This window comes from Pseudomonas sp. PvP027 (assembly GCF_017833005.1).
Taxonomy (GTDB): domain Bacteria; phylum Pseudomonadota; class Gammaproteobacteria; order Pseudomonadales; family Pseudomonadaceae; genus Aquipseudomonas; species Aquipseudomonas congelans.
The window spans coordinates 829480-853478 of record NZ_JAFIBK010000001.1 but is presented as its reverse complement, the minus strand read 5'-3'; the positions used below and the strand labels follow the sequence as shown (position 1 = coordinate 853478).

The 23999-nt window shown below is 61.0% G+C and carries 21 protein-coding genes; 8 read left to right on the top strand and 13 right to left on the bottom strand.

What is annotated here, in order from left to right; translation table 11 throughout:
- Positions 1 to 92: 92 nt before the first annotated feature.
- The gene (locus JOE33_RS03270) at positions 93 to 428 is read right to left on the bottom strand and encodes a helix-turn-helix domain-containing protein (protein WP_010430616.1); all 336 of its coding nucleotides are present in this window, start codon (positions 426 to 428) and stop codon (positions 93 to 95) included.
- 59 nt (positions 429 to 487) lie between these two features.
- Here JOE33_RS03270 and JOE33_RS03265 point away from each other — a divergent pair, with 59 nt between their 5' ends.
- Positions 488 to 1579 (top strand): NADH:flavin oxidoreductase/NADH oxidase, encoded by a 1092-nt coding sequence (locus JOE33_RS03265; RefSeq protein ID WP_010430619.1) that lies wholly within the window; start codon positions 488 to 490, stop codon positions 1577 to 1579.
- A 38-nt stretch (positions 1580 to 1617) separates the two neighbouring features.
- On the opposite strand, the gene JOE33_RS03260 is transcribed toward JOE33_RS03265, so the two are convergent.
- Positions 1618 to 3090 carry an efflux transporter outer membrane subunit gene (locus tag JOE33_RS03260; RefSeq protein ID WP_187625809.1) on the bottom strand — a complete coding sequence of 491 codons (1473 nt, stop codon included), beginning with the start codon at positions 3088 to 3090 and terminating at the stop codon, positions 1618 to 1620.
- An 87-nt stretch (positions 3091 to 3177) separates the two neighbouring features.
- Here JOE33_RS03260 and JOE33_RS03255 point away from each other — a divergent pair, with 87 nt between their 5' ends.
- The 4 genes from JOE33_RS03255 (at position 3178) to fabF (ending at position 9380) form a co-directional block, all read left to right on the top strand.
- The gene (locus JOE33_RS03255; protein WP_032614630.1) at positions 3178 to 3792 is read left to right on the top strand and encodes a TetR/AcrR family transcriptional regulator; all 615 of its coding nucleotides are present in this window, start codon (positions 3178 to 3180) and stop codon (positions 3790 to 3792) included.
- A 76-nt stretch (positions 3793 to 3868) separates the two neighbouring features.
- A complete protein-coding gene (locus JOE33_RS03250; protein ID WP_187625808.1) occupies positions 3869 to 4972 on the top strand; it encodes an efflux RND transporter periplasmic adaptor subunit in 1104 nt (367 codons plus the stop codon).
- On the top strand, positions 4969 to 8088 hold the full coding sequence (locus JOE33_RS03245; protein ID WP_187625807.1) for an efflux RND transporter permease subunit: 3120 nt from the start codon (positions 4969 to 4971) through the stop codon (positions 8086 to 8088). Before JOE33_RS03250 ends, JOE33_RS03245 begins: the two co-directional genes overlap by 4 nt.
- 2 nt (positions 8089 to 8090) lie before the next feature.
- Positions 8091 to 9380, top strand: a complete 1290-nt coding sequence (gene fabF, locus JOE33_RS03240; RefSeq protein WP_122528940.1) for a beta-ketoacyl-ACP synthase II — start codon at positions 8091 to 8093, stop codon at positions 9378 to 9380.
- Between the two features lie 41 nt (positions 9381 to 9421).
- Here the strand turns inward: fabF and JOE33_RS03235 are convergent, their stop codons facing one another.
- The 11 genes from JOE33_RS03235 to urtA form a co-directional block, all read right to left on the bottom strand.
- Positions 9422 to 10279: an urease accessory protein UreD gene (locus JOE33_RS03235; RefSeq protein ID WP_010430634.1), complete on the bottom strand. Its 858-nt coding sequence runs from the start codon at positions 10277 to 10279 to the stop codon at positions 9422 to 9424.
- On the bottom strand, positions 10276 to 10947 hold the full coding sequence (gene ureG / locus JOE33_RS03230) for an urease accessory protein UreG (protein WP_010430637.1): 672 nt from the start codon (positions 10945 to 10947) through the stop codon (positions 10276 to 10278). Before ureG ends, JOE33_RS03235 begins: the two co-directional genes overlap by 4 nt.
- A gap of 27 nt (positions 10948 to 10974) precedes the next feature.
- Positions 10975 to 12687, bottom strand: coding sequence for an urease subunit alpha (gene ureC, locus JOE33_RS03225; protein WP_122693856.1), 1713 nt, complete (start codon positions 12685 to 12687; stop codon positions 10975 to 10977).
- A gap of 3 nt (positions 12688 to 12690) precedes the next feature.
- The gene (locus JOE33_RS03220; RefSeq protein ID WP_096130922.1) at positions 12691 to 13386 is read right to left on the bottom strand and encodes an urease subunit beta; all 696 of its coding nucleotides are present in this window, start codon (positions 13384 to 13386) and stop codon (positions 12691 to 12693) included.
- 33 nt (positions 13387 to 13419) lie between these two features.
- Complete coding sequence (locus JOE33_RS03215; protein ID WP_054992991.1) at positions 13420 to 14151, bottom strand: urease accessory UreF family protein; 732 nt, start codon at positions 14149 to 14151, stop codon at positions 13420 to 13422.
- Entirely contained in the window at positions 14148 to 14588 is a 441-nt protein-coding gene (gene ureE / locus JOE33_RS03210; protein WP_032614639.1) for an urease accessory protein UreE, read from the bottom strand. Before ureE ends, JOE33_RS03215 begins: the two co-directional genes overlap by 4 nt.
- A gap of 22 nt (positions 14589 to 14610) precedes the next feature.
- On the bottom strand, positions 14611 to 15300 hold the full coding sequence (gene urtE / locus JOE33_RS03205; protein ID WP_003432976.1) for an urea ABC transporter ATP-binding subunit UrtE: 690 nt from the start codon (positions 15298 to 15300) through the stop codon (positions 14611 to 14613).
- A gap of 2 nt (positions 15301 to 15302) precedes the next feature.
- Positions 15303 to 16040 carry an urea ABC transporter ATP-binding protein UrtD gene (gene urtD, locus JOE33_RS03200; RefSeq protein WP_003367067.1) on the bottom strand — a complete coding sequence of 246 codons (738 nt, stop codon included), beginning with the start codon at positions 16038 to 16040 and terminating at the stop codon, positions 15303 to 15305.
- Positions 16037 to 17179 (bottom strand): urea ABC transporter permease subunit UrtC, encoded by a 1143-nt coding sequence (gene urtC / locus JOE33_RS03195; protein WP_010430657.1) that lies wholly within the window; start codon positions 17177 to 17179, stop codon positions 16037 to 16039. The genes urtD and urtC overlap by 4 nt, the downstream gene beginning before the upstream one ends.
- 1 nt (position 17180) lies before the next feature.
- Positions 17181 to 18083, bottom strand: a complete 903-nt coding sequence (gene urtB / locus JOE33_RS03190) for an urea ABC transporter permease subunit UrtB (protein ID WP_003432973.1) — start codon at positions 18081 to 18083, stop codon at positions 17181 to 17183.
- Positions 18084 to 18149: 66 nt separating this feature from the next.
- Positions 18150 to 19331, bottom strand: coding sequence for an urea ABC transporter substrate-binding protein (gene urtA / locus JOE33_RS03185; protein WP_032614641.1), 1182 nt, complete (start codon positions 19329 to 19331; stop codon positions 18150 to 18152).
- Positions 19332 to 20059: 728 nt separating this feature from the next.
- Between urtA and JOE33_RS03180 the strand changes: the two genes are divergently transcribed.
- From JOE33_RS03180 to JOE33_RS03170, 3 genes are all read left to right on the top strand, one after another.
- The gene (locus JOE33_RS03180) at positions 20060 to 21208 is read left to right on the top strand and encodes a transporter substrate-binding domain-containing protein (RefSeq protein ID WP_004412535.1); all 1149 of its coding nucleotides are present in this window, start codon (positions 20060 to 20062) and stop codon (positions 21206 to 21208) included.
- Positions 21205 to 21837 (top strand): ANTAR domain-containing protein, encoded by a 633-nt coding sequence (locus JOE33_RS03175; RefSeq protein WP_003407311.1) that lies wholly within the window; start codon positions 21205 to 21207, stop codon positions 21835 to 21837. The genes JOE33_RS03180 and JOE33_RS03175 overlap by 4 nt, the downstream gene beginning before the upstream one ends.
- 88 nt (positions 21838 to 21925) lie before the next feature.
- On the top strand, positions 21926 to 23596 hold the full coding sequence (locus JOE33_RS03170; protein WP_187625806.1) for an amidase: 1671 nt from the start codon (positions 21926 to 21928) through the stop codon (positions 23594 to 23596).
- Positions 23597 to 23999 lie beyond the last annotated feature (403 nt).

Sequence of the window (23999 nt, the reverse complement as noted above, 5' to 3'; positions counted from 1 at the left end):
AGGTCGTCCGGCAGGGCAAGGATGAGCAGTACATCGGAATTCATGCAATGAAATGGCAGCGCAGGCTGTCTCAGGACTGATACCTTTTTACGTCAATGCTGAGCCAGAATACTGTCCAGCAGACCCGGGAAACGGCTTTCCAAGACCTGTTTACGCAGCGAGTTCATGTGCGTGGTGCCCACGTTGCGCGTCTGTACAAGCCCGGCATCGCGCAGCACGCGGAAGTGATGGGACATGCTGGATTTGGGACGTCCGCCGTCCAGTTCGCCGCAGGTGGCCTCTGCAACGCCGGCCAGGCAGCGCACGATTCCCATGCGAACGGGATCACTCAAGGCATAGAGCACGCGTTCGAGTGTGAGGTCTTCAGGATCGGGGTGTTGGAAGGTTCGCATGGTGGGGATGATATCAAGGCTTCCGTTTATTGCCATAGTTCGATTACCATCGAACAACTGAAATCAAAAGTCATCTGGCCTACGGGAGCTTTCCAATGTCTGCATTGTTCGAACCCTTCAAACTGAAAGACGTGACGCTGCGCAACCGAATCGCCATTCCTCCGATGTGCCAGTACTCGGCAACCGAAGGTGTTATCAACGACTGGCACCACGTGCATCTGGCCAGCATGGCACGCGGTGGTGCGGGCCTGTTGGTGGTCGAAGCTACCGCCGTCGCGCCGGAAGGGCGTATTACCCCCGGTTGCACTGGTATCTGGAATGACGAACAGGCGCAGGCATTCGTGCCTGTCGTCAAAGCCATCAAGGCTGCAGGGTGCGTGCCGGGTATTCAGATTGCCCACGCCGGCCGCAAGGCCAGCGCCAACCGTCCGTGGGAAGGCGATGACCATATCGCGGCTTCCGATTCGCGCGGCTGGGACACCATCGCTCCGTCCGCCATCGCGTTCGGTGCCAATCTGCCGAAAGTCCCGCGCGCCATGACCCTGGAAGACATCGCTCGTGTTCGCCAGAACTTTGTCGATGCTGCCCGTCGCGCTCGCGATGCGGGCTTTGAATGGATCGAGCTGCATTTTGCCCACGGCTACCTGGGACAGAGCTTCTTCTCCGAGCACTCCAACCAGCGCACCGATGAGTACGGCGGCAGTTTTGATAACCGCAGCCGTTTCCTGCTGGAAACCCTGGCCGCAGTACGTGAGGTCTGGCCTGAGAACCTGCCGCTCACCGCACGCTTTGGCGTTATCGAATATGACGGTCGCGACGAGCAGACGCTTGCAGAGTCGATCGAACTGGCGCGCCGCTTCAAGGCCGGCGGTCTGGACCTGCTGAGTGTCAGCGTCGGTTTCAGTACCCCGGACGCCAACATTCCATGGGGGCCTGCGTTCATGGGGCCTGTTGCCGAGCGTGTGCGTCGTGAAGCGGATATTCCGGTGACCAGCGCGTGGGGCTTCGGCGAGCCGAAGCTGGCTGAAGAGGCGGTCAAGTCAGGCCAGCTCGATCTGGTCTCGATTGGCCGTGCGCATCTGGCCGATCCGCACTGGGCCTACTTCGCAGCGAAAGAACTGGGCGTGGAAAAATCCGCCTGGACCCTGCCTGCGCCTTACGCTCACTGGCTTGAACGTTATCGCTGAGCACGCCTGACCTGAAGATATGCATGCGTTGGTGGCATCTACAGCATGTGTATCTTCTCTTCCTCTGGAGTGGTGGGCGGCGCTTGCCAACCACCACCCAGCGCTTTGAAGACGGCGACCGCCGCTTGCGCGGATTCGACTTTCGCCTGCGCATTGGCGTCGGCGACCTGTAGCATTTTCTCGTCGGCGCGCAGAACCTCGATCAAACTGGCAGCACCTTTGCTGTAGCTTGCGAATGAGGATTGCCGGGCCGAAGCAAGTGCAGCTTCGCCTTTATCCAGCATTGCAGCTTGAGTTCCGCGGTTGGCCAACGAAGAGAAAGCGTTTTCAACGTCCTCAGTGGCACGCAAAACTGACTGTCGATAAGCCGCCAAAGCCTCTGCCTCTTGTCCTTTGGCTTGACTGATCCGGGCGTTCACCCGGCCGAAATCGAAAAGCCTCCAGCGCAGCCCCAAAACACCTGCTGACTGACTGGCACCGCCGGTAAACAGATTGCCGCTCGACACAGCTGTGGCGCTGCCCAGCAATGCGCTGAGTGAAAGTTTCGGGTAATACTCGCTGATCGCCACGCCGATACGCGCGTTCGAAGCGGCGAGGCGCCGCTCGGCCACAATCAGATCGGGTCTGCGACGTAGAAGATCGGCTGGCGTTCCTGTCGACGCGAGCTCAGGTGTGTGCGGGATTGGACCTGCTTCAGCCAATGAACTTCGATGAGTGCCAGGCGGTACACCCAGCATCACGTCGAGCGCGTTCATCGCCGCGTCGAGACCAGTTTGCAGAATCGGCACTGTTGCCTGCACTTGTAAAAGCTCTGCTTCGATCTGACGGACTTCATATTCCGGGGACAGACCACGCTCATAGAGAAGCTGGACTTTTTCCAGCAGGTCTTGCCGGGTTTGAACCTGTCGGCGCGTGATCGCCAGCCTGGCTTGCAGGCCACGGATGGTGATGTAGGTATCGGCGGTCCGGGCTGCCACAGCGAGCCTGGCAGCCGCAACACCTGCCTGCGAAGCTTGATATTCAGCCAGTGCAGCCTGTCGGCTGCGTCTCAAACCGCCAAAAACGTCCAGCTCCCAGCTTGCCGTCAGATTGGCTTCATAGGAATTGCCATAACGGTCGTAGCCAGGTGCCGAGTTCAGGACCTGACCGAGTGGAGTCTCCACCGATTGATGAGCGCGAGCCGTCTGTGCATCGATGTTGCCCGCCGGGAGTAGGGCGGCGGTCGCTGCATCTGCTCCGGCGCGTGCCTGAGCAAGTTGCGCGCTGGCTTGAGCGAGATCGAGATTCTGCGCCAGGGCGCGTGACACGAAGCTGCTCAGTAACGGATCATCAAAACCGTCCCACCACGCGGCACTGACAAGCGGATGCGCGGTAATATTCGCAGCGCCACGGGGTTGAGTCAGATAGCGGTCAGGCAGGGGCGCATCTGGACGCCGGTAATCCGGGCCCACGGCGCAGCCCGACAGCAGACCGGTGCTCATGACCAGTACGTACGTACAAAGCGGGCGCATGGAAATTCCTTGAGGTGATCAGGTTGTGACTATATTACGATTTGGTCACTTGTTGTCAATAAGTGTTCACCTAGCTAAGCTGGAAATATGACTAAACAAATCAAGACATCGCCAGTGCGCGGTCCCTCCGACCACAGCGTTCGCGACCAGGTTGTCGAAGCGGCAACACAGCATTTCGGCCACTACGGCTATGAGAAAACCACGGTCTCCGATCTGGCCAAGGCCATTGGGTTTTCCAAGGCCTACATCTACAAGTTCTTCGACTCCAAGCAAGCCATCGGCGAAGTGATCTGCTCGAACCGGCTGGCGATGATCATGGCGCTGGTGAACTCGGCCATCAGCGAAGCGCCAACGGCGTCGGAGAGGTTGCGCCGCCTGTTCCGCTCGCTTGTGGAGGCCGGTAGCGATCTGTTTTTTCACGACCGGAAGCTGTATGACATAGCCGCTGTTGCAGGCCGCGATCAGTGGCCTTCTGCCGCCGCGCACGACGAGCGCATTCGCCAGCTTATCCAGCAAATCGTTCTTGAAGGCAGGGAGTCGGGAGAGTTCGAACGCAAGACACCTCTGGACGAGGCCGTTCAGGCCATTCACCTGGTCATGCGTCCGTACATCAACCCGGTGCAATTGCAATATAACCTCGACATTGTGGCGACAGCCCCGGTCCATTTGTCGGCGTTGATACTACGAAGTCTGGCGCCTTGAATTTGTGACCATTGACTAATTTGGTCACTTTACGGAGAATCGTATCCCTGCTCACTTGATTTCAAGTAGGGATCCCATGCTCCTGTCCAGACACAAAACCACTGCCTTGTTGTTATTGCCTCTCTTTTTGACTGCGTGCAGCGAGTCGTCCGGGGTGCGCGATCCACGTACCCAGCCGCCTCTGGTAAGGGCGGCCACTGTTGCAAATGCTGATCAAGCCTCCCGTTTGTTCACCGGGGTTGTGGTCGCTCGGGTTCAGAGCGACCTGGGGTTTCGGGTTTCCGGGAAGGTGCTCGAGCGCCTGGTGGATACCGGCCAGACCGTCAAGCGCGGTGAGCCACTGATGCGCCTGGACCCCGTTGACCTTGGGCTTCAGGCTCAGGCCCAACAGCAGGCGGTTGCCGCCGCTGTGGCACGAGCCAGGCAGACCGCCGATGACGAAGCGCGTAACCGTGACCTGGTCGTCGCTGGTGCGATATCCGCTTCCGCCTACGACAGGATCAAATCCCTGGCCGACACCGCCAAGGCAGAACTGAGTGCTGCACAAGCGCAGGCCAGCGTGGCGCGCAACGCAAGCGGGTACGCTGTTTTACTGGCGGACGCCGACGGCGTTGTGGTCGATACGCTGGTCGAGCCTGGACAGGTTGTCAGCGCAGGCCAGCCCGTGGTCAGGCTGGCAAAGGCGGGGCCACGCGAAGCCATTGTCCATCTGCCTGAAACCTTGCGGCCGACTATTGGTGATCGGGCTGAGGCCAGACTGTATGGCGACAGTGCGCGCGTCATACCGGCAAGGCTGCGGCTGCTCTCTGACGCCGCAGACCCGCTGACGCGTACGTTTGAAGCCAGGTATGTGCTTGAAGGCTCAAACCTCAGTGCGCCTCTGGGGTCAACGGTGTCCCTCGATATCGCTGCGGGCAAGGCAGCCCGGCAGTCGCTGGCGGTACCCATTGCCGCTCTGCATGACCCGGGTCAAGGCCCGGGTGTCTGGGTCATTGCAGGTACGCCTGCCAAAGTCACCTGGCGCGCCGTGCAACTGCTGGGTGTGAGTGACGATTTGGCAAACGTGAGTGGCGGTCTCCAGGCCGGTGAGCAGGTCGTGGCATTGGGCACGCATTTGCTTCACGACGGTGAGGAAGTGCGCGTGCAGCAGGGTGTTATCACCGCTGAGGCACGACCATGAATCCGGGACGCTTCAATCTTTCTGCACTGGCCGTTCGCGAACGCGCCATCACACTCTTTCTGATTATTTTGATCGGCGTGGCCGGTACGCTTTCATTTTTCAAACTGGGGCGTGCGGAAGATCCGCCTTTCACCGTCAAGCAAATGACCGTCATTTCTGCCTGGCCTGGCGCAACCGCTCAGGAGATGCAGGATCAGGTCGCCGAGCCGCTTGAAAAGCGCATGCAGGAATTGAAGTGGTACGACCGTAGCGAGACCTACACCCGGCCGGGTCTGGCATTCACTATGGTTTCATTTCAGGACAAGACCCCACCTTCTCAGGTGCAGGAAGAGTTTTATCAGGCGCGCAAGAAACTCAGCGATGCCGCGAAGTCGTTGCCTGCGGGGGTCATTGGTCCGATGGTCAATGATGAATTCTCGGACGTGACCTTTGCGCTGTTTGCGTTGAAAGCCAAAGGTGAACCGCAGCGGCTGCTGGTACGCGATGCCGAGTCAATGCGCCAGCGTCTGCTGCATGTGCCGGGCGTGAAGAAGATCAATATCATCGGCGAACAGGCCGAACGAATTTTCGTGTCGTTCTCCCACGAGCGGCTGGCAACATTGGGTATCGCTCCCCAGGATATTTTTTCGGCGCTCGACGACCAGAACGTCCTGACCCCTGCCGGTTCGATTGAAACCAGCGGGCCGCAGGTGTTTCTGCGTCTGGACGGTGCCTTCGACACCCTTGAGAAAATCCGCAACACGCCGATTGTGGCGCGGGGTAAAACGCTGAAGCTCCAGGACGTGGCGACAGTGGAGCGCGGCTATGAAGACCCGGCGACCTTTCTGGTCCGCAACCAGGGGGAACCTGCCCTGTTGCTGGGCATTGTGATGCGCGACGGCTGGAACGGACTGGACCTGGGTAAAGCGCTGGACGCAGAAACCGTCAGAATCAATCAAGGCATGCCATTGGGAATGACGCTTTCGAAGGTCACTGACCAGTCGGTGAACATCGGTTCGGCCGTTGACGAGTTCATGATCAAATTCTTCGTCGCCCTGCTTGTGGTGATGCTGGTGTGCTTTCTCAGCATGGGCTGGCGCGTCGGTGTGGTGGTCGCTGCAGCCGTACCGCTGACGCTGGCCATTGTCTTCGTCGTGATGGAAGCGACAGGCAAGAACTTTGATCGTATTACCCTGGGATCACTGATCCTGGCGCTGGGCCTGTTGGTGGACGACGCAATCATTGCTATCGAAATGATGGTGGTGAAGATGGAGGAAGGCTACGACCGGATCAAGGCGTCAGCCTATGCCTGGAGTCACACAGCTGCGCCCATGCTTGCCGGTACCCTGGTGACCGCTGTCGGCTTCATGCCGAACGGTTTTGCGCAATCGACTGCCGGCGAGTACACCAGCAACATGTTCTGGATTGTCGGCATCGCCTTGATCGCCTCCTGGATAGTTGCAGTGGTTTTCACACCTTATCTGGGGGTGAAGATGCTGCCGGCAATCAAGCCGGTTGAAGGCGGACATGCCGCCATCTACGACACTGCGCATTACAATCGTTTCAGGCGGATTCTGGCCCATGTCATTGCCAGGAAGTGGTGGGTGTCGGGTGCGGTGATCGCTGCATTTGTGGTGGCGGTTCTCGGGATGGGAGCGGTCAAGAAGCAATTCTTCCCGACCTCCGATCGCCCGGAAGTACTGATCGAAGTGCAGATGCCCTACGGCACATCCATCGAGCAGACCAGCGCCACCACCGCCAAGGTCGAGGCGTGGCTGCAAAAGCAGGATGCCGCGAAGATCGTCACGTCCTACATCGGCCAGGGCTCGCCACGTTTTTATCTGGCAATGGCGCCGGAGCTGCCGGACCCATCGTTTGCAAAGATCGTTGTACTGACTGAAAGCCAGGACGCACGTGAGGCGCTCAAGCTGCGGATTCGTGAAGCGGTTGCTGACGGGCTTGCACCCGAGGCCCGGGTGCGGGTCACACAGCTCGTGTTCGGTCCTTATTCACCGTTTCCCGTGGCGTATCGCGTGCGCGGGCCAGACACTGACACATTGCGCGAGATCGCCGGGCGGGTCGAAGCCGTGATGGCGGCGAGTCCGATGATGCGTACCGTCAACAGCGATTGGGGAGCACGAGCACCCACGCTGCACTTGTCTCTGGATCAGGATCGCTTGCAGGCCGTCGGGCTGACCTCGAGCGCAGTTGCCCGTCAATTGCAGTTCCTGCTCTCAGGTGTCCCTGTCACTTCTGTGCGCGAAGATATCCGTTCAGTGGACGTGATGGGCAGGGCGGCGGGTGACATCCGCCTGGACCCTGCGAAGATCGAGGGTTTCACGCTGGTGGGGGCTGCCGGTCAGCGTATTCCTCTGTCGCAGACCGGAGTGGTCGAAGTGCGTATGGAAGACCCGATTCTGCGCCGCAGAGATCGTGTGCCGACCATCACCGTGCGCGGTGATATTGCGGAAGATCTGCAGCCGCCGGATGTCTCCGCCGTAATCATGAAAGAACTGCAGCCGATCATCGACAGCCTGCCGGAGGGCTATCGGATCGAGCAGGCCGGATCAATAGAGGAGTCGGCGAAGGCCACTGTGGCATTGGCCCCGCTGTTTCCGATCATGATTGCCGTCACCTTGCTGATCATCATCCTTCAAGTGCGTTCGATGTCGGCGATGATGATGGTGTTTTTCACTGCGCCGCTTGGGTTGATCGGCGTTGTGCCGACACTGCTTCTGTTCAATCAGCCGTTCGGCATCAACGCTCTCGTCGGGCTGATCGCGCTGTCCGGCATTCTGATGCGCAATACCTTGATCCTGATCGGGCAGATCGACCATAACGAAAAGCAAGGGCTCGACCCGTTTCGTGCGGTGGTCGAAGCGACCGTACAGCGAGCACGCCCGGTACTGCTCACGGCACTGGCGGCGATCCTGGCGTTCATCCCTCTGACCCATTCGGTGTTCTGGGGCACGCTTGCCTACACGCTGATCGGAGGCACCCTCGGCGGGACTGTCATGACGCTGGTCTTCCTGCCGGCCATGTATTCGATCTGGTTCAAAATCCGTCCGGATAGAGGAACGCAGCCCCGAAACTCCAGCAGTCACGCCTCAACTGGCACAGAGATGAAGAGGATCTGATCATGAATCAATATGGCCAAAAGCGGATTGTCGTAACCGGTTGCGGCATAGTCAGTCCCTTGGGGTGCGGGGTCGAAAAGGTATGGCACAGATTGTTGGGTGGCCGCTCAGGCATTGGCTTGCTGCCGGGCAGCGTCAGTGACGGCACCGGTGTTTCCGTCGCAGGTCAGGTGCCGACCCTTGGAGAAGACCCGGTTGCCGGGTACGCCCCGGATAGCGTGATCCCGATGAAAGAGCGCAAGAAGATGGACCGCTTCATCGAGTTCGCGCTCGTTGCTGCTCACGAAGCGCTCGCGCAGGCGGGTTGGCATCCTGACTCTGAAGTGGAACAACAGCGCACGGCGACCGTTATTGCGTCGGGGGTTGGCGGTTTTGGCGCCATTGCCGAAGCTGTGCGTGTCACGGATACCCGTGGACCTCGCAGGCTGTCGCCATTCACTGCGCCATCCTTTCTGGCGAACATGGCGGCTGGACAGATTTCCATCCGTTATGGTTTCAAAGGGCCGCTGGGTGCACCCGTGACTGCTTGCGCAGCCGGCGTGCAAGCCATTGGCGACGCAGCGCGGTTGATCAGAAGCGGTGAGGCCGACATTGCAATCTGCGGTGGTGCCGAGGCCGCCATTGATCGCGTCACCCTGGGGTGCTTCGCTGCGGCCCGTGCGCTTTCCACCGGCTTTGCGGGTCGACCGCAAGAAGCTTCACGACCGTTTGACCGGGACCGTGACGGTTTCGTCATGGCTGAAGGGGCAGGCCTGCTGGTCATTGAATCACTGGAGCATGCTCTGGCGCGGGGCGCGACGCCGCTGGCGGAACTGACAGGCTATGGCACCAGTGCGGATGCCTATCACCTGACCGCCGGACCGGAAGACGGTGGCGGTGCCCGCAGGGCGATGGCGCAGGCACTGCATCAAGGTGGCGCAGGGGTTGATGAGGTGCAGCATATCAATGCTCACGCCACTTCCACGCCTGTCGGTGACAAGGGTGAGCTGGCTGCGATTCGCTCATTGTTCGGCACTCGATCAGGCGTCGCCATCAGTTCTACGAAATCGGCCACCGGACATTTGCTGGGTGCTGCCGGCGGAGTCGAAGCAGTTTTCACGGTGCTGGCATTAAGAGACCAGATCGTGCCCCCCACATTGAACCTCACCCACCCCGATGAGGCTGCCGAAGGGCTTGACCTGGTGGCCATGGTCGCCCGAGAGACCCCGATCGTTCATGCCCTTTCAAACGGGTTCGGATTTGGCGGGGTCAATGCCAGCGTTCTCTTTCGTCGCTGGGAAGGCAGGCCGTAAGTCATTTGAGCCTGGAAAGTGCTTTGCAACCGCCTGGCGGATTACTTGCGCCGCACCCGCGGCGCAAGTCCTGTCAATTGCTGCCGAACGCATGCCCAGGCCAGGTGCAGGGCATTGCGCAACGCCACTGCATCGGCGCTCATCACGCGTACGGACACGCCGCAATCGTTCGGCAATGCGCTGACGCCCTGGTAGCTATCGGCAACGTCATGCAATGCCTCGCGCAACGCCCGTTTCAAACTCTCTACCGGTAAACCCTGACCCACCAGCATGAACGTTGCCAAGGCTTGCCGTTGTCCGCTCACGCCGGGCAGTCGGCGTTGCAGGTCTGCCCCGGTCATTGCCAGTCGGTCACCGGCCAGCAGTTTTCCGGCCGGGCTATAAACCTGCAGATCGGCGCGGTAAAAGCCGGGCAGCCCTTCGCTGCCAGGAGGTGTGTGCAGGCAGAATGCATCGCACAGCAGCACCCGCGCACCGGGGTGCAGTGTCACGTCCACCTGGCTGTGCAGCCGCGTCTGTGGAAACAGGATGGTAGCCATCGGCAGGTACTCCAGCAGCGCGTCGGGTTCGGCGACCAGTGTCACGGTCTGCCGCGCCGACTGCTCGAGCATGCTGTGCGCGACCGTCGCAGCGCCGGTGCTGACGTGCACTTGTGTGCCTGGCCCTGCGTGCAGATGCAGGTGCAGTTGTTCCCCGGCGAACAGGCCTCCCGAGCACGATTGCAGGTAGACCGCTGCCATGCCGGGCGGGTCTTGCGGCAGGGTCAGGGTACGCCCCAGATGGAAGGGGTAGCCGACTTCCTGACGAGACACATAGCTGGCCCCGGAAGGCGCCTTGCTGAAGGCAATATGCGCCGTGCTTCTGGTCTGTGCAGGCAGTGCCGATTGATGGGCGTTCATATGCGGTCAAACAACACGGCACGGCTTATCGCTTCAACCACCGCGTCGACGCCCTCGCCAGTGTTGCAGTTGGTAAACAGCACCGGCTGGCCGTTGCGCGCCTGCGCCGACTCGCGTCGCATGCGCGGCAGGTCGACACCCACATAGGGTGCCAAGTCGTATTTATTGACCACCAGCAGGTCGCAGCTCAAAACGCCGGGGCCGCGTTTGCGCGGGATATCGTCGCCGCCTGCCACATCAATGACGAAAATCCAGTAGTCCACCAGATCCAGCGAAAAGGTCGAGGCCAGGTTGTCGCCGCCGGATTCGATCAGTACCAGATCCAGATTGCCGAAACGCGCTTCCAGCTCATCGGCCATTTGCAGGTTGAGGGTCGGGTCTTCACGAATGGCCGTGTGCGGGCAGGCGCCGGTTTCCACCGCACGAACCCGCTGTGGGTCGATCAGCCCGCTGCGTTGTACACGCTCGGCATCCTCACGGGTCGCAAGGTCATTGGTGATGATCGCCAGCTCTGTACCACGCGCGATGAAGCGCGGGATCAGTTGTTCCAGCAGACGTGTCTTGCCCGAGCCGACCGGCCCGCCGATGCCGACACGCGCTGCGCCGGGATGCGGGTGGGCAGCGGCATGTTCGGAAGATGGAGCGGGAGCATTCGTGGTTTGGTTCATTGGCGGGTTTCCTGTGCGGATAGGGTTTCAACGCAGCATGTAGCGTTGCGCAAGCGGCACTTCGCTGACCGGCTCGCAGTGCAGACGCTCGCCGTCGGCGTACACGTCGAAAGTCTGCGGGTCGACGCGGATGTCCGGGCAGGCATCGTTGTGCAGCATGTCGGACTTGCGCAGGGTGCGAGTGCCGAACGCGGGCAGCAGTTGCTTCTTGAGCCCCAGTCTCGCGGCGGTGTCGGCCTCGACGGCAAGACGATTGACGAAGTTGACCGACAGCGCCTGTTTCGCCTCGCCAAACGCGCCCCATTGCGGGCGCATCACCAAGGGTTCGCAGGTGTACAGCGAGGCGGCGGAATCACCCATCACGGCGTGCACGATGAAGCCGCCCTTGACCACCAGTTCCGGCTTGATGCCAAAGAACGCCGGTCGCCAGAGCACCAAGTCGGCCAGCTTGCCGGGCTCCAGAGAACCTATGTAGCTGTCGATGCCGAACACCCGCGCGGCGTTGATGGTGTATTTGGCGATGTAGCGCTTGATCCGTTCGTTGTCGCCCTGCGCTGTGTTTTCCTCTGGCAGGCGACCGCGCTGGTCTTTCATTTTCGACGCCAGTTGCCAGGTCCGGCAGATCACCTCGTTGATACGGCCCATGCCCTGGCTGTCTGAGCCCAGGATCGAAATGGCGCCGGTGTCGTGCAGGATGTCCTCGGCGGCGATGGTCTGCGGGCGCACCCGCGATTCGGCGAACGCTACGTCTTCCGGCACATCCGGATTGAGGTGGTGGCAGACCATGATCATGTCCAGGTGCTCGTCGAACGTGTTCACGGTGTAGGGGTTGGTCGGGTTGGTCGAGGAGGGGATGCAGTTGCTTTTGCCAGCGACGCTGATGATGTCCGGCGCGTGTCCGCCGCCTGCACCCTCAGTGTGGTACATGTGGATGGTGCGGTCGCCGATGGCCGCCAGCGTGTCTTCGAGAAAACCGGATTCATTGAGCGTGTCGGTGTGCAACTGGACTTGAAAATCGTATTCGTCGGCGACTTTCAGGCAGGTGTCGATCACCGCCGGCATGGCGCCCCAGTCCTCGTGGATCTTCAGCCCCAGACAACCGCCACGCAGTTGCCCGAGCAGCGATTCGGGCTTGCTGGAATTGCCGCGCCCCAGAAAGCCGAAGTTGATCGGCCAGGCTTCGGCAGCCTGCAACATCTTGCCGACGTTCCACTCCCCGCCACAGTCGATGCCGACCGTGATCGGCCCCAGCGAGCCGCCGATCAGCGTGGTCAGACCTGCTGCCAGCGCGTGATCGCAGAGTTGCGCGGAGTCGAAATGCACATGCACGTCGATGCCGCCGGGGGTGACGATCAGGCCCTCGGCATCGCGTACGGTCGTGGCGACGCCGCAGATCAGTTGCGGGTGTACGCCGTCCATGATCTGCGGGTTGCCGGCCTTGCCAATGGCAACGATCCTGCCGTCCTTGATGCCGATGTCGCCTTTGACGATGCCGATCACCGGGTCGATGATCAGCGCGTTGCAGATCAGCATATCGAGGGCACCGTCGGCGCTGTCATGCCCGGGCATCAGGCCCATGCCGTCGCGCAGCGTCTTGCCACCGCCATGCAGGCACTCATCGCCGGGCACCGAGTGGTCGAACTCGACTTCGGCCAGCAGCGAGGTGTCGCCCAGCCGCACGGCATCGCCAGTCGTGGGGCCGTACATGGCGGCGTATTCCTTGCGCGTCATCGTCGCCATGCCTCAGGCCCCCTTGAAGTATTGGGCGCGGGCACGTTCCAGCGCTGCGAGCTTGCAGGCCGGATCGTGCAGGTTGCCGTTGGTCAGGCCACTGAAGCCGTGGATGTCGCCGGTACCGCCAAACTGCACCAGATGCACTTCGCGCAGCTCGCCGGGTTCGAATCGCACCGCCGTGCCTGCGGGAATATCCAGGTGCATGCCGAAGGCACTTTCACGCGGGAAATCCAGCGCCTTGTTGACCTCGAAAAAATGATAGTGACTGCCGATCTGCACCGGCCGGTCGCCGGTATTGATCGCGCGCAGGGTGGCGGTCGGGCGGTCGCCGTTCAGGTGGATATCGCCGTCAGGTGAAAGAATCTCCCCCGGTGTGGGCATGACCGCCAGCGGCAGTCGGCCCGGCCGGATCGGTTGATGCACGGTGACCAGTTTGGTGCCGTCCGCAAACGTGCCCTCGACCTGCAGCACCGGCAGCAACTCGGCGACCCCTGGCATCACGTCATCGGTATTGAGGATCGTCGAGCCGAAACCGATCAGCTCGGCGACGCTGCGACCTTCACGCGCACCTTCGAGGATTTCGTCGGCGATCAGTGCCGAGGCTTCCGGGAAGTTCAGGCGCAGGCCCTTGTTGCGACGTTTGCGCGACAGTTCGGCGGCGGTGTACAGCGTGAGTCGTTCAAGTTCGGTAGGGGTCAGCAGCATGAGGGGGCTCCAGAGCGGTCAGTAGACGGCCGGTCAATTGGCGAACAGGCGCAGGTCCTGGGTTTCGTGACGCATCACGGCGATTTCGGCCATGGGTGTGAAGCCGCACGCGTCGTCCGGCTCAGGCGGCTCCTGCGCCAGCAACTCGGTGATCAGCGGTTGAATATCGGTCAGCACCCGTTGCGCATCGATGTGGCCCATGACCCCGAGCCGTACGGCGGCGCTGACCAGCCCGGTACACAAAGCGTGCGCGGCAGCCAGTTGGCAGTGATCGCGGTGCATGCCCAGGTGGTTCCACAGCAAGCCCTGCACCACGGGCAAATGGCCCGGTGTGTGACCTGCCAGAATCTGCTGCTGATAGGACGCCGCGCCCGATGTGCCCAGCGCGACATGCACGCCCAGCAATGCCTGGCCGACACGTCGTGAGCCCTGGCGCAGTTCTTCGGCCAGGGTCAGCGCTTCGATCCGGGCGTCCAGAGCCATCAACTCTGGCTGGTCATCAGCCGCGTGCCAGGCGGCGAGCAGAAACACTCGATCAAAACTGTTCCAGCGATGGCGCAACTGGCCTTCGACGAAGCCGTGCACCTCGGCACTGCGGCTATGGCGAACAGTCCGTTGCCGGCGTCGTGGCGCGACGATTTCGCCGTGGCCAAGGTGCCCGTCAGCGACCAGCGTTTCCAGACCCCACGACCACGCCACTGCGCCGCCGGGAAAGAAACTGTCGGCCTGCTGCAGGGCCAGCAACAGGCTGCTCGAGGCGTTCATGCGCGTTGCACCCGGCCGTCCGCGAGCATGGGCGCCAGACGTTCGAGGTAGTCAGCTTCCGGACCGTTGAGCGGGATCTGCAAGGTGTTTCCGGCAAAGCGCACCGCCCAGTGCATGTTGCCGGCGAAATAACCCAGTTCCAGCGCGGCGGCCGCGTCGCGCGGTTGCAGGTCGAGGTATTCCTGATCCTGCATTTGCACGACGATGGCGCGTTGACTGTCGAGCATCAGTACCGAGCCGTTGCGCAGTTGCTGATGGCGTTCCAGGCGAATCGCGCAATCGGTGCCCCGATCACTGGCCAGGCGCAGGCGATGGCGCTGAATGTCACTGCCGGACAGGCTCAGGGTTTCGACCTGACCGGCGTGGCTCAGGTCATGCAGGCGGTCGGCGAGGGCGGGGTCGCTGGCCTGGCCCAGAATGCGGTCGAGTATCAGCATGGCGATGGCTCCTGTGCGTTGTTCAGATTGTCAGGTAGCGCAGGATGCGCTCGCGGTCGACGGTTTCGCGGACCTCGCTGTGGACGAATTCGCCTTTTTCGATGATCAGGTAGCGGTCTGCCACCGCCATGGCGAACGACAACACCTGCTCGGAAACAATCAGCGAAAACCCGCGTTCCTTTTTCAGCAGGTTGAGGGCTTTGGCGATGTCCTTGATGATCGAAGGCTGGATGCCTTCGGTGGGCTCATCGAGGATCAACACCTTGGGGTTGGAGACCAGCGCGCGGGCGATGGCCAATTGTTGTTGCTGGCCGCCGGACAGGTTGCCGCCCTTGCGTCGGCGCATCTCGAACAGCACCGGGAAGTATTCGAAGATGTAGTCGGGAATCGGCGCGGCGGGCGCACCCTGCATGCCGGTCAGGATGTTTTCCTCGACACTCAGGTAGGGAAAAATCATCCGCCCCTGAGGCACGAAGCCGACCCCGGCGGCGACCCGCTCGTAGCTCTTGCTGCCGGTCAGTTCCTGCCCGGCCAGGGTGATGCTGCCGCTGCGCGTCGGCAACATGCCGACCAGGCTTCTGAGCAGCGTGGTCTTGCCCATGCCGTTGCGGCCCATGACCGCGAGTGACTCGCCTGCCGCCAGCTCCAGGCTGAGGTCGCGCAACACGTGGCTGTCGCCGTAATACACATTGAGGTGAGAGACATTCAGCATGTTCAGTGCCCCAGGTAGACGTCGATGACGCGAGGATCGTTCTGCACCTGATCCATCGAGCCGTAGGCCAGGGTCTTGCCCTGATGCAGGACGGTGACCTTGTCGGCCACCGATTTCACGAACTCCATGTCGTGCTCGATGATGACCATCGCGCGACCCTTGGCGATGAGCTTGAGCAGGCCTGCGGTTTTCTCCCGCTCGCCTGCGCTCATGCCGGCGACGGGCTCGTCGAGCAGCAGCAGTTCCGGACGCTGCATCAACAGCATGCCGATCTCCAGCCACTGCTTCTGGCCGTGGGACAACAGCCCGGCCTTGCGTCCCAACTGGTCCTTGAGAAAGATCATTTCGGCGGTCTGATCGATTTCGGCATTCAGCGCTGCGTTCTTGCCGGCGAACAGGCAGTTGAAGATGCCGCGCTTGTCCGGCGAGGAAATGTCGAGGTTTTCGCGCACGGTGAGGTCTTCGTAGACTGACGGGTTCTGAAACTTGCGGCCCACGCCTGCGCGGGTGATCTGGTACTCGATCATGTTCGCCAGTTGCAGGTCCTTGAAGCGGATGCTGCCGGCACTCGGGCGGGTCTTGCCGCAAATCATGTCGAGCAGGGTGGTCTTGCCCGCGCCATTGGGCCCGATCACCACATGCACCTGGTTTTCCTCGACATAGAAATTGAGGTTGTCGACCGCCTTGAAACCGTCGAATGACACGGTCAGGTCTTCGACACTCAGTAACATCGCGCTCATGACTGCGTCTCCTTGTTGCTCAGCCGCTGCAGCAGCCCGGCCAGCCCGGTGGGCAGGAACAGCACCACGGCCATGAACAGGAAACCGATGAAGTACTGCCAGAAACTGACGAAGTTTTCCGACAGCCAGGTTTTAGCCGTACCGATCAACAGCGTGCCGTACACCGCACCCACCAGAGAGAGGCGTCCACCCAGCGCGGCGTAGATGACGATCTCGGTGGACGGAATGATGCCCACCAGCGAGGGCGACGCCAGCCCGACCTGCAAGGTGAACATCACCCCGCCCAGCGCGGAAATCAGTGCGGCCACGGCAAAAATGAAGGCCTTGAACAGCGCAGTGTTGTAGCCGGAGAAACGTACCCGGTCTTCGCGATCACGGATCGCCACGATCACCTTGCCCAGACGGCTGCGCAGAATGAACCCGCACATCGCGACGCTGGCCAGCAGCAACAGTGTGGTGATCAGGTAGAGAATCCAGGGCGTCTGGGGCGTCTGCAGGCTCAGGCCGAAGGCAGTCTTGAAATCGGTCAGGCCATTCACGCCGCCGGTGTAGCCCTGTTGGCCGATGATCATGATCGACATGATCGAGGCCAGTGACAGGGTAATGATCGAGAAGTACACGCCGCCCACGCGCTTTTTGAAGTAGGCATAACTGAACAGAAACGCCAGCAGCGCAGGCAGGATCAGGATCGCTGCCAGGGTAAAGGTTGCCGACTCGAACGGCTTCCACCACCAAGGCAGGGCTTCAACGCTGTTCCAGATCATGAAGTCCGGCAGTGCCGAGCCGTAGAAAGCGGCGAGGGCGCTGGCCGCTTCGTCCGTGGCGGTGGCTTCGAGTTTGAGGTACATCGCCATCATGTAGCTGCCCAGGCCGAAGAAGATCCCCTGGCCGAGACTGAGGATGCCGCCGTAGCCCCAGATCATCACCATGCCCACTGCGCAGAACGCCAGGCTCAGGTATTTGCCGGCCAGACCGAGGCGAAAATCGCCTAGCATCAATGGCAACGCCACCAGCAACAGCAGCGACAGCCAGATCAGGCTGTAGCGCTCAATCAGCGTCAACCAGCCACCCGCTGGCTTGCCGGGGCCAGACACATTGGCCTGCGGCCGGAGCGTCGGCTTTTCAGTCATGTCATTCATCTCAACGTCTCACTTTCGTGGCGAACAGGCCGTTGGGGCGGAAGAACAGCAGCACGATGACCACCAGCAGGGTGATCGCCTTGGCCATGGAACCGGTGGTCAGGTATTCCAGCGAAACCTGGGTCTGACCGATGGCGAACGCCGAAAGGAAGGTGCCCAGCAAGCTTTCCACGCCGCCGAATACGACGACGATGAAGGTGTCCACCAGGTACTGCTGACCGCTGACCGGGCCGGTGGACGCAAGCATGGTGAACGAACTGCCGGCAATGCCCGCCAGGCCGCAGCCCAGCGCGAAGGTCACCGAATCGACTCGCGCGGTATTGATCCCGGCCGCACCGGCCATGGCGCGGTTCTGAGTCACTGCGCGAATGCGCAGGCCCCAGCGACTGCGGTAGAGAAACAGGAACACCGCAGCAGCAATCACGAAGGTCAGACCGATGATGAAAATCCGGTTGAGGGGCAGTTCCAGCCCATCGCTGATTTTCCATGCGCCCTGCAACCACTGCACGGTGGGCACGCTGACTTCCTTGGGGCCGAAGACCTGACGGAACAGCTGCTGCAGGACCAGAGACAGCCCCCAGGTCGCCAGCAGGGTGTCGAGCGGTCGGTTGTACATGAAGCGAATGAAGCAGCGCTCCAGCAGTAGACCGAAAGCAAAGGTCACCACAAAGGCCATCCCGATGCCGATGATGAAATACCAGCCCATGAGCTCGGGAAAGTAGCGCTGAAACACCACTGAGGTGACGTAGGTCATGTATGAGCCCATCGCCATCAGTTCGCCGTGCGCCATGTTGATCACGCCCATCAGGCCGAACACGATGGTCAGCCCGAGTGCCATCAGCACCAGCACGGAAAACAGCGAGAACCCGCTGAAGACTTGCATTACCAGCGTATCGAGAGTCATGCCGTCGCTACCTGTTGCTGCACATTGACGAAAGCGGGCGCGAAGCGGATCGCGCCCGGGCCGGGATCAGAGTTTCGGAAAGGGGTTGGGCTCGATCGGTGCCGACTCGTAGATCACGTCGACCTGGCCCTGCGCATTGAGGGTGCCGATGCGCGCACGCTTCCATAGGTGGTGGTTGTCCTTGTGCACCTTGATCTCGCCTTCAGGCGCATCGAGGGTCAGTTCCGAGGATGCGGCGATCACTTTCGGCACGTCGAAACTGCCTGCCTTCTCAACGGCTTTTTTCCACAGGTACACCGCGGTGTACGCCGCCGCCATCGGATCACCGACGACGCGCTGCTGCCCATAGCGCGTCTTGAACGCCTGAACGAACTTCTCGTTGACCGGGTTTTTCAGGCTCTGGAAATAGCTCATGCAGGTCAGGAAGCCGACGAGGTTTTCCGCACCGATGCCGGTGACTTCCTCTTCGGTGATCGCCAGCCCCATCAGCGTCTGGTTGGTGCTGTCGATACCCGCGGCCTTGAGCTGTTTGTAGAACGCCACGTTGGAGCCGCCGACGATGGTCGACAGTACGATGTCCGGCTTGGCTGCCTTGATCTTGTTGATCACCGAGGAAAACTCGATGGCCCCCAGCGGCAGATAATCTTCGCCGACGATGGAACCGCCCTGTTTGGTCACCGATGCCCGCGCCAGCTTGTTGGTGGTGCGTGGCCAGATGTAGTCGGAGCCGACCAGATAGACGCTCTTGCCCTTATTGGCCATCAGCCAGGTAACGGCCGCCAGGGTCTGCTGCGAGGCCTCGGCACCGGTGTAGATAATGGCCGGGGATTTCTCCAGCCCTTCATAGAAGGTCGGGTAGTAGAGCAGGCCCTTGTTGCGCTCGAAGACCGGCAGCACCGCTTTGCGCGAGGCCGAGGTGAACGCGCCAAAGGTGACCGCGACGTGGTCGTTTTCCAGCAGCTTGCGGGCTTTCTCGGCAAAGGTCGGCCAGTCGCTGGCACCGTCCTCGATGATCGGTTCGATGGTTTTGCCCATCACGCCGCCACTGGCGTTGATTTCTTCGATGGCCAGTTTTTCTGCGTCGACCACCGAGGCTTCACTGATGGCCATGGTGCCGGTCAGCGAGTGGATGATGCCGACTTTCACGGCCTCGTTCGCCTGCGCCTGACCGATCAGGGAAAACGGCAGCAGGCTGATAGCACCCAGCAACAGAGCATGCTTGATCAAACGGCGTTTGTCGTTGTGCATTCACTTATCTCCCAGGAATAAAAAAAGCCCGACGTCCCGGCCAAATCAATGGGCGGGAGGTCAGGCTTTTGTGCCGAATCTGGCGGGACAACTGCGTCCGATCCAGTCGTACGCGAGGTGTTTCCCTACTTGCCGAGAGGGGCGTAGGGCAAACAGCTGGCGCGATGTCTCAGGAGGAACTTAGCAAGGGCAATGCCAACTGGCGAAACCGCTCTTTGCGCGCGTTTCCAAACCCACAGGCAGAGCCCCCCTACATTAATTGCACGCACAAACCGACATGCGCCGCTTTGGCGCGAACAGGGCTCCTGCGCACCAAAAGCGTGACGCAGAAGCCCCTTTTTTTTCGCGATATGTACTCGTTCAGGCACTGAAATATTGTGCTTTTGTAGGAGCGAACTTGTTCGCGAAGGCACTGTTCAGGGCGACATGAAGCCCAAGAATGTACGCCCGTCTTCGCCAACGAATTTGCTTTTCCCCGACGCGCCGCGTCACGCATGGCCCGCTCCCTGCATGAGCCTGCCTGACACCCTCGCAGGGTCTCTTGCCACACGCCCATTCTCGGCAGGTGTGGAAGGCCCCTCGCACGACTGGTCCTGACACTGCTGTCACGCCAGCCCCAGGCACAACCGCCTGAGAGCCACCGTTGAATCCACGGTTATTCGCTCAGTCTTCTTTTCAGGCTCCCGGCCACCTGCGGGCGTCTCATCTCACGTGAAAGGTTTATAGGCATGACTGACCCGTCGATCCGCATAGGAGGTCTGTTTTCCAATACCGGCGTCACCGCTGCCGGTGAGTGTTCAACAATGCGCGGCGCACAGTTTGCAATTCATCAGATCAATGCGGCCGGGGGCGTGAATGGCCGTCCTCTGGAACTGATCACCCGCAACCCGGATTCCACGCCTGCGCTGTTTGCCATGCATGTCGAATCGCTGATTCGCGAAGAGAACCTGCGGTTTTTCTTCGGTTGCTACACCTCGGCGGCGCGCAAGGCCGTATTGCCTGTCGTCGAACGCTACAACGCACTGCTGCTCTATCCGGTGTACTACGAGGGCTTCGAGTATTCGCGCAACATCATTTACACCGGCGCCACGCCGAACCACAACGCAGTGCCACTGGGCAGCTACATGTTCGATCACTTCGGCAGTCGCGTGCTGATGATCGGCTCCGAGTATGTCTACCCGTACGAAACCAACCGGTTGATGAGCGACCTGCTTTACGAGCGGGGCGGCAGCAAGCTGGGTGAATACTACTTGCCACTGAAAAACGCCAGGGCAGAGGACTTCGCCAGGCTCATGGTCAAGGCGAGGGAGCTGAAACCCTCGTTCATCTTTTCGACAGTGGTCGGCGACACCATGGCGCACCTGTATCAGGCCTACGCTGATGCCGGTTTCGATCCTGCGGTCATGCCGATCGCCAGTGTCACCACCAGCGAAACCGATATTCAGCAGATGGGCGTCCATCTGGGCACCGGGCACATTTCGGCAGCGACCTATTTCCAGTCGATCGACACGCCGCTCAACCGCCAGTGCATCGCCCAGTACCGGGAAATGTTTGGCCAGCATCAGGTGACCGACCGCTGCTGGGAGGCTGCTTACTTTCAGGTCCATCTGCTGGCCAAGGCGATCGCCCGTGCAGGCAGTACCGAAGTGGAGAGTGTGTTGCAGACCATGCGCGGTCTGGAATACGACGCACCGCAGGGACGGGTGCGTATCGATGAGCACAATCACCATACCTACCTGTACTCGCGGATCGGCCGTGCCAATGCCGACGGGCAGTTCGACATCCTTTACGAAAGTCAGAAAGCGCTTAAGCCCGATCCTTATGCGGTGGCGCCTGACTTCAATGGCTGGTCCAGCCTGACCGGGAGGCGTCCATGACCCTGCGTGCCGCCAAGAAACGTTTGCGCAACGACAGTGCAGGCGGCATCAAGGACCTGCGCGATATCAGCGTGCTGGTGATGCATCCCGATGACGAAGACGGTCGCAACCTGATCGCTCAGTTGCAGCGCATCGGTTGTCAGGTGCGGGTGCAATGGCCGATCCCCGAGCGTCTGCACAGCGAGGCTGATGTGATCGTACTGGCGGTATCGCCGGAGAGCCTGTCGACCAACACGCCCTGGCTGCTGCACCACTCGACGCCACCGATCATTCCTGTGATCGCCTATGAAAACCCGATCATCGTCGAGGCGCTGGTGCAGCTCAACGCCTGTTCGGTGATTCCGTCGCCGGTCCGGTCGTTCGGCTTGCTGACCGCCCTGGCCATCACCCTCAGCCAGGCCCGCAAGACGCGGGAACGGGAAAAACACGTCAAGCGCCTGGAAGGGCGCATGGCGGTCATGCGCACCGTGCAGCAGGCCAAGATCATCCTGATGGAAACCAAGGGCCTGTCCGAGACGGACGCCTACAACGCGTTGCGTGATCAGGCAATGGCCAAGCGCGAACCGGTGGAAAAAATCGCCGAGGCGCTGGTCAAGGCCCATGAACTGTTTCAACAAGCCTGTTCCTGACAGCTTGCAGACAAGCTTCGAGTGTCGGCCCTCCAGGGCCTGATCCTCTTCTGCGCGGACGGTTGCCATACGCCCTGAACTGGCAGGTATGGAACACCGCGTGGCGACCGGCGCGGACAACGACGTCCTCCGGATCGAGCCCAGGCCTGTGCGCCCTGCGCAGGCGGCTCCAGTCAATGACTGCCTGAACCCGGGCTGTCCTTACCGTTATCTGGAGAACACCATGTCCGTAAAACGCCCCAGCAAAGCCGACTTTCTGATTGCCGCCCAGGACCATGGATACGACCTGTCAGACAGCCAGATGGAGTCGTTCCTCAGTCTTGCAGACGAAACTCTGGGTTCCTACGAAGCCATTGATACCCTGTACGCTGCCCATGTCGCCCAGCCTGCGCCGTTGCGCGAACACAGCACGCCGGCTGCGGCCGAGAACCTGCATGGGGCCTGGTACGTCAAGACACACATTGCCGGTGCTGCCAGCGGCCCGCTGGCAGGCAGAACGGTGGTCATCAAGGACAACGTCTCGGTGGCCGGTGTGCCCATGGCCAATGGCTCGCTGAGCCTTGCTGGTTACGTGCCGTCCGAAGACGCCACGGTGGTCAAGCGCCTGCTGGCTGCCGGTGCGACGGTCGTTGGCAAGTCGGTGTGCGAAGACCTGTGTTTCTCTGGAGCCAGTTTTACCTCGGCCACCGGCGCGGTGAAAAACCCCTGGGACCTGACCCGCAACGCAGGCGGTTCATCCAGCGGCAGCGCGGTGCTGGTTGCCCTGCAGGAGGTAGACATGGCCATCGGCGGCGATCAGGGTGGGTCGATCCGCATGCCGTCGGCCTGGAGCGGCATCGTCGGACACAAACCCACCTACAGCCTGGTGCCTTACACCGGCGCCTTCCCGATTGAACGGACCATCGACCATGTCGGGCCGATGGCTAACAATGTACGCGACTGCGCGATCATGCTCGATGTGATCGCCGGCGCCGACGGGCTCGATTCACGACAGAAAAACCCGCCAGCCGTCAGCTGCGTCGCGACCCTCGATCAGGGCGTTGCGGGCTTGAAAATAGGTCTGCTGCGTGAGGGGTTTGCGATTCCCGGCATGTCCGAGCCGCAGGTTGATGCACTGATTCGCGCCGCCGTGGCGCAACTGGAAGGTCTCGGTGCGACGGTCGGTGACGCCAGTGCGCCCTGGCACCGCGGAGTGGCACTGGACATGTGGAATGTCATTGCCACTGATGGCGCGGCCTACCAGATGCTGCAAGGCAACGGTTATGGCATGAACGTCGACGGGTACTACGATCCCGACATCATGAGTTACTTCGGCGCCAAACGTCGCGAACACGCAAATGCGTTGTCCAGCAGCGTGCGTGCCGCGGCGCTCACCGGGCATTACAGCCTGAAAAACCTGCACGGTGCTTACTACGCCAAGGCGCGGATGCTGGTGCCGGAGCTCACCCGCCAATACGATGAAGCTTTCAAGCACTTCGACGTACTGGTAATGCCGACCATGCCGTTCGTGGCCACCCCATTGACCGCCGCCGACGCGCCGATTGAAGAGTACGTGCACAGCGCGTTGAACATGCTGGCCAACACTGCACCTTTCGACCTGACCGGCCACCCGGCCACGTCAGTCCCCGCAGGCCTGGCCGAGGGACTGCCGGTCGCCATGATGATCGTTGCGCCACGCTTCAAGGATGCCCTGGCGTTGCGTGTCGCGCAGGCTTATGAAAGCGCTCGCGGAGCGTTTCCCACGCCGCCGGGTGTTTGAGTTCAGCGTTTGAACGGGGCATACATTACTCGATGTGAGTGTGTATGCATCCGTGACACCTCCACACTCCGCGCCTTGTAAAGCAGGTCGGGTGCGAAGAATGCACTGACGACCTGCACGTCATCCCAGACCTTGATTATCAGCCCCTCACGGCTAGGTCTACGACTTGCTCATGGACCTGGCCGGCCCGCAACGAACAAAAATTGATCCAGGGCAAAACCTGCTCGTCTACAGTGCTCCAATGTGACGAAAATAGTTGATATGTCGGTGATCCGGCCGATATAGGCCTACGTATGCAGCCCTCAGCCTACCTAAGCCTTCTAGAACAGGAGTTCCATGGATCCGCGTCTTGCTGGACTTTCCTTCTTGCTGACCCTGGGCTGGACTGGCGCCGTCATTCTCG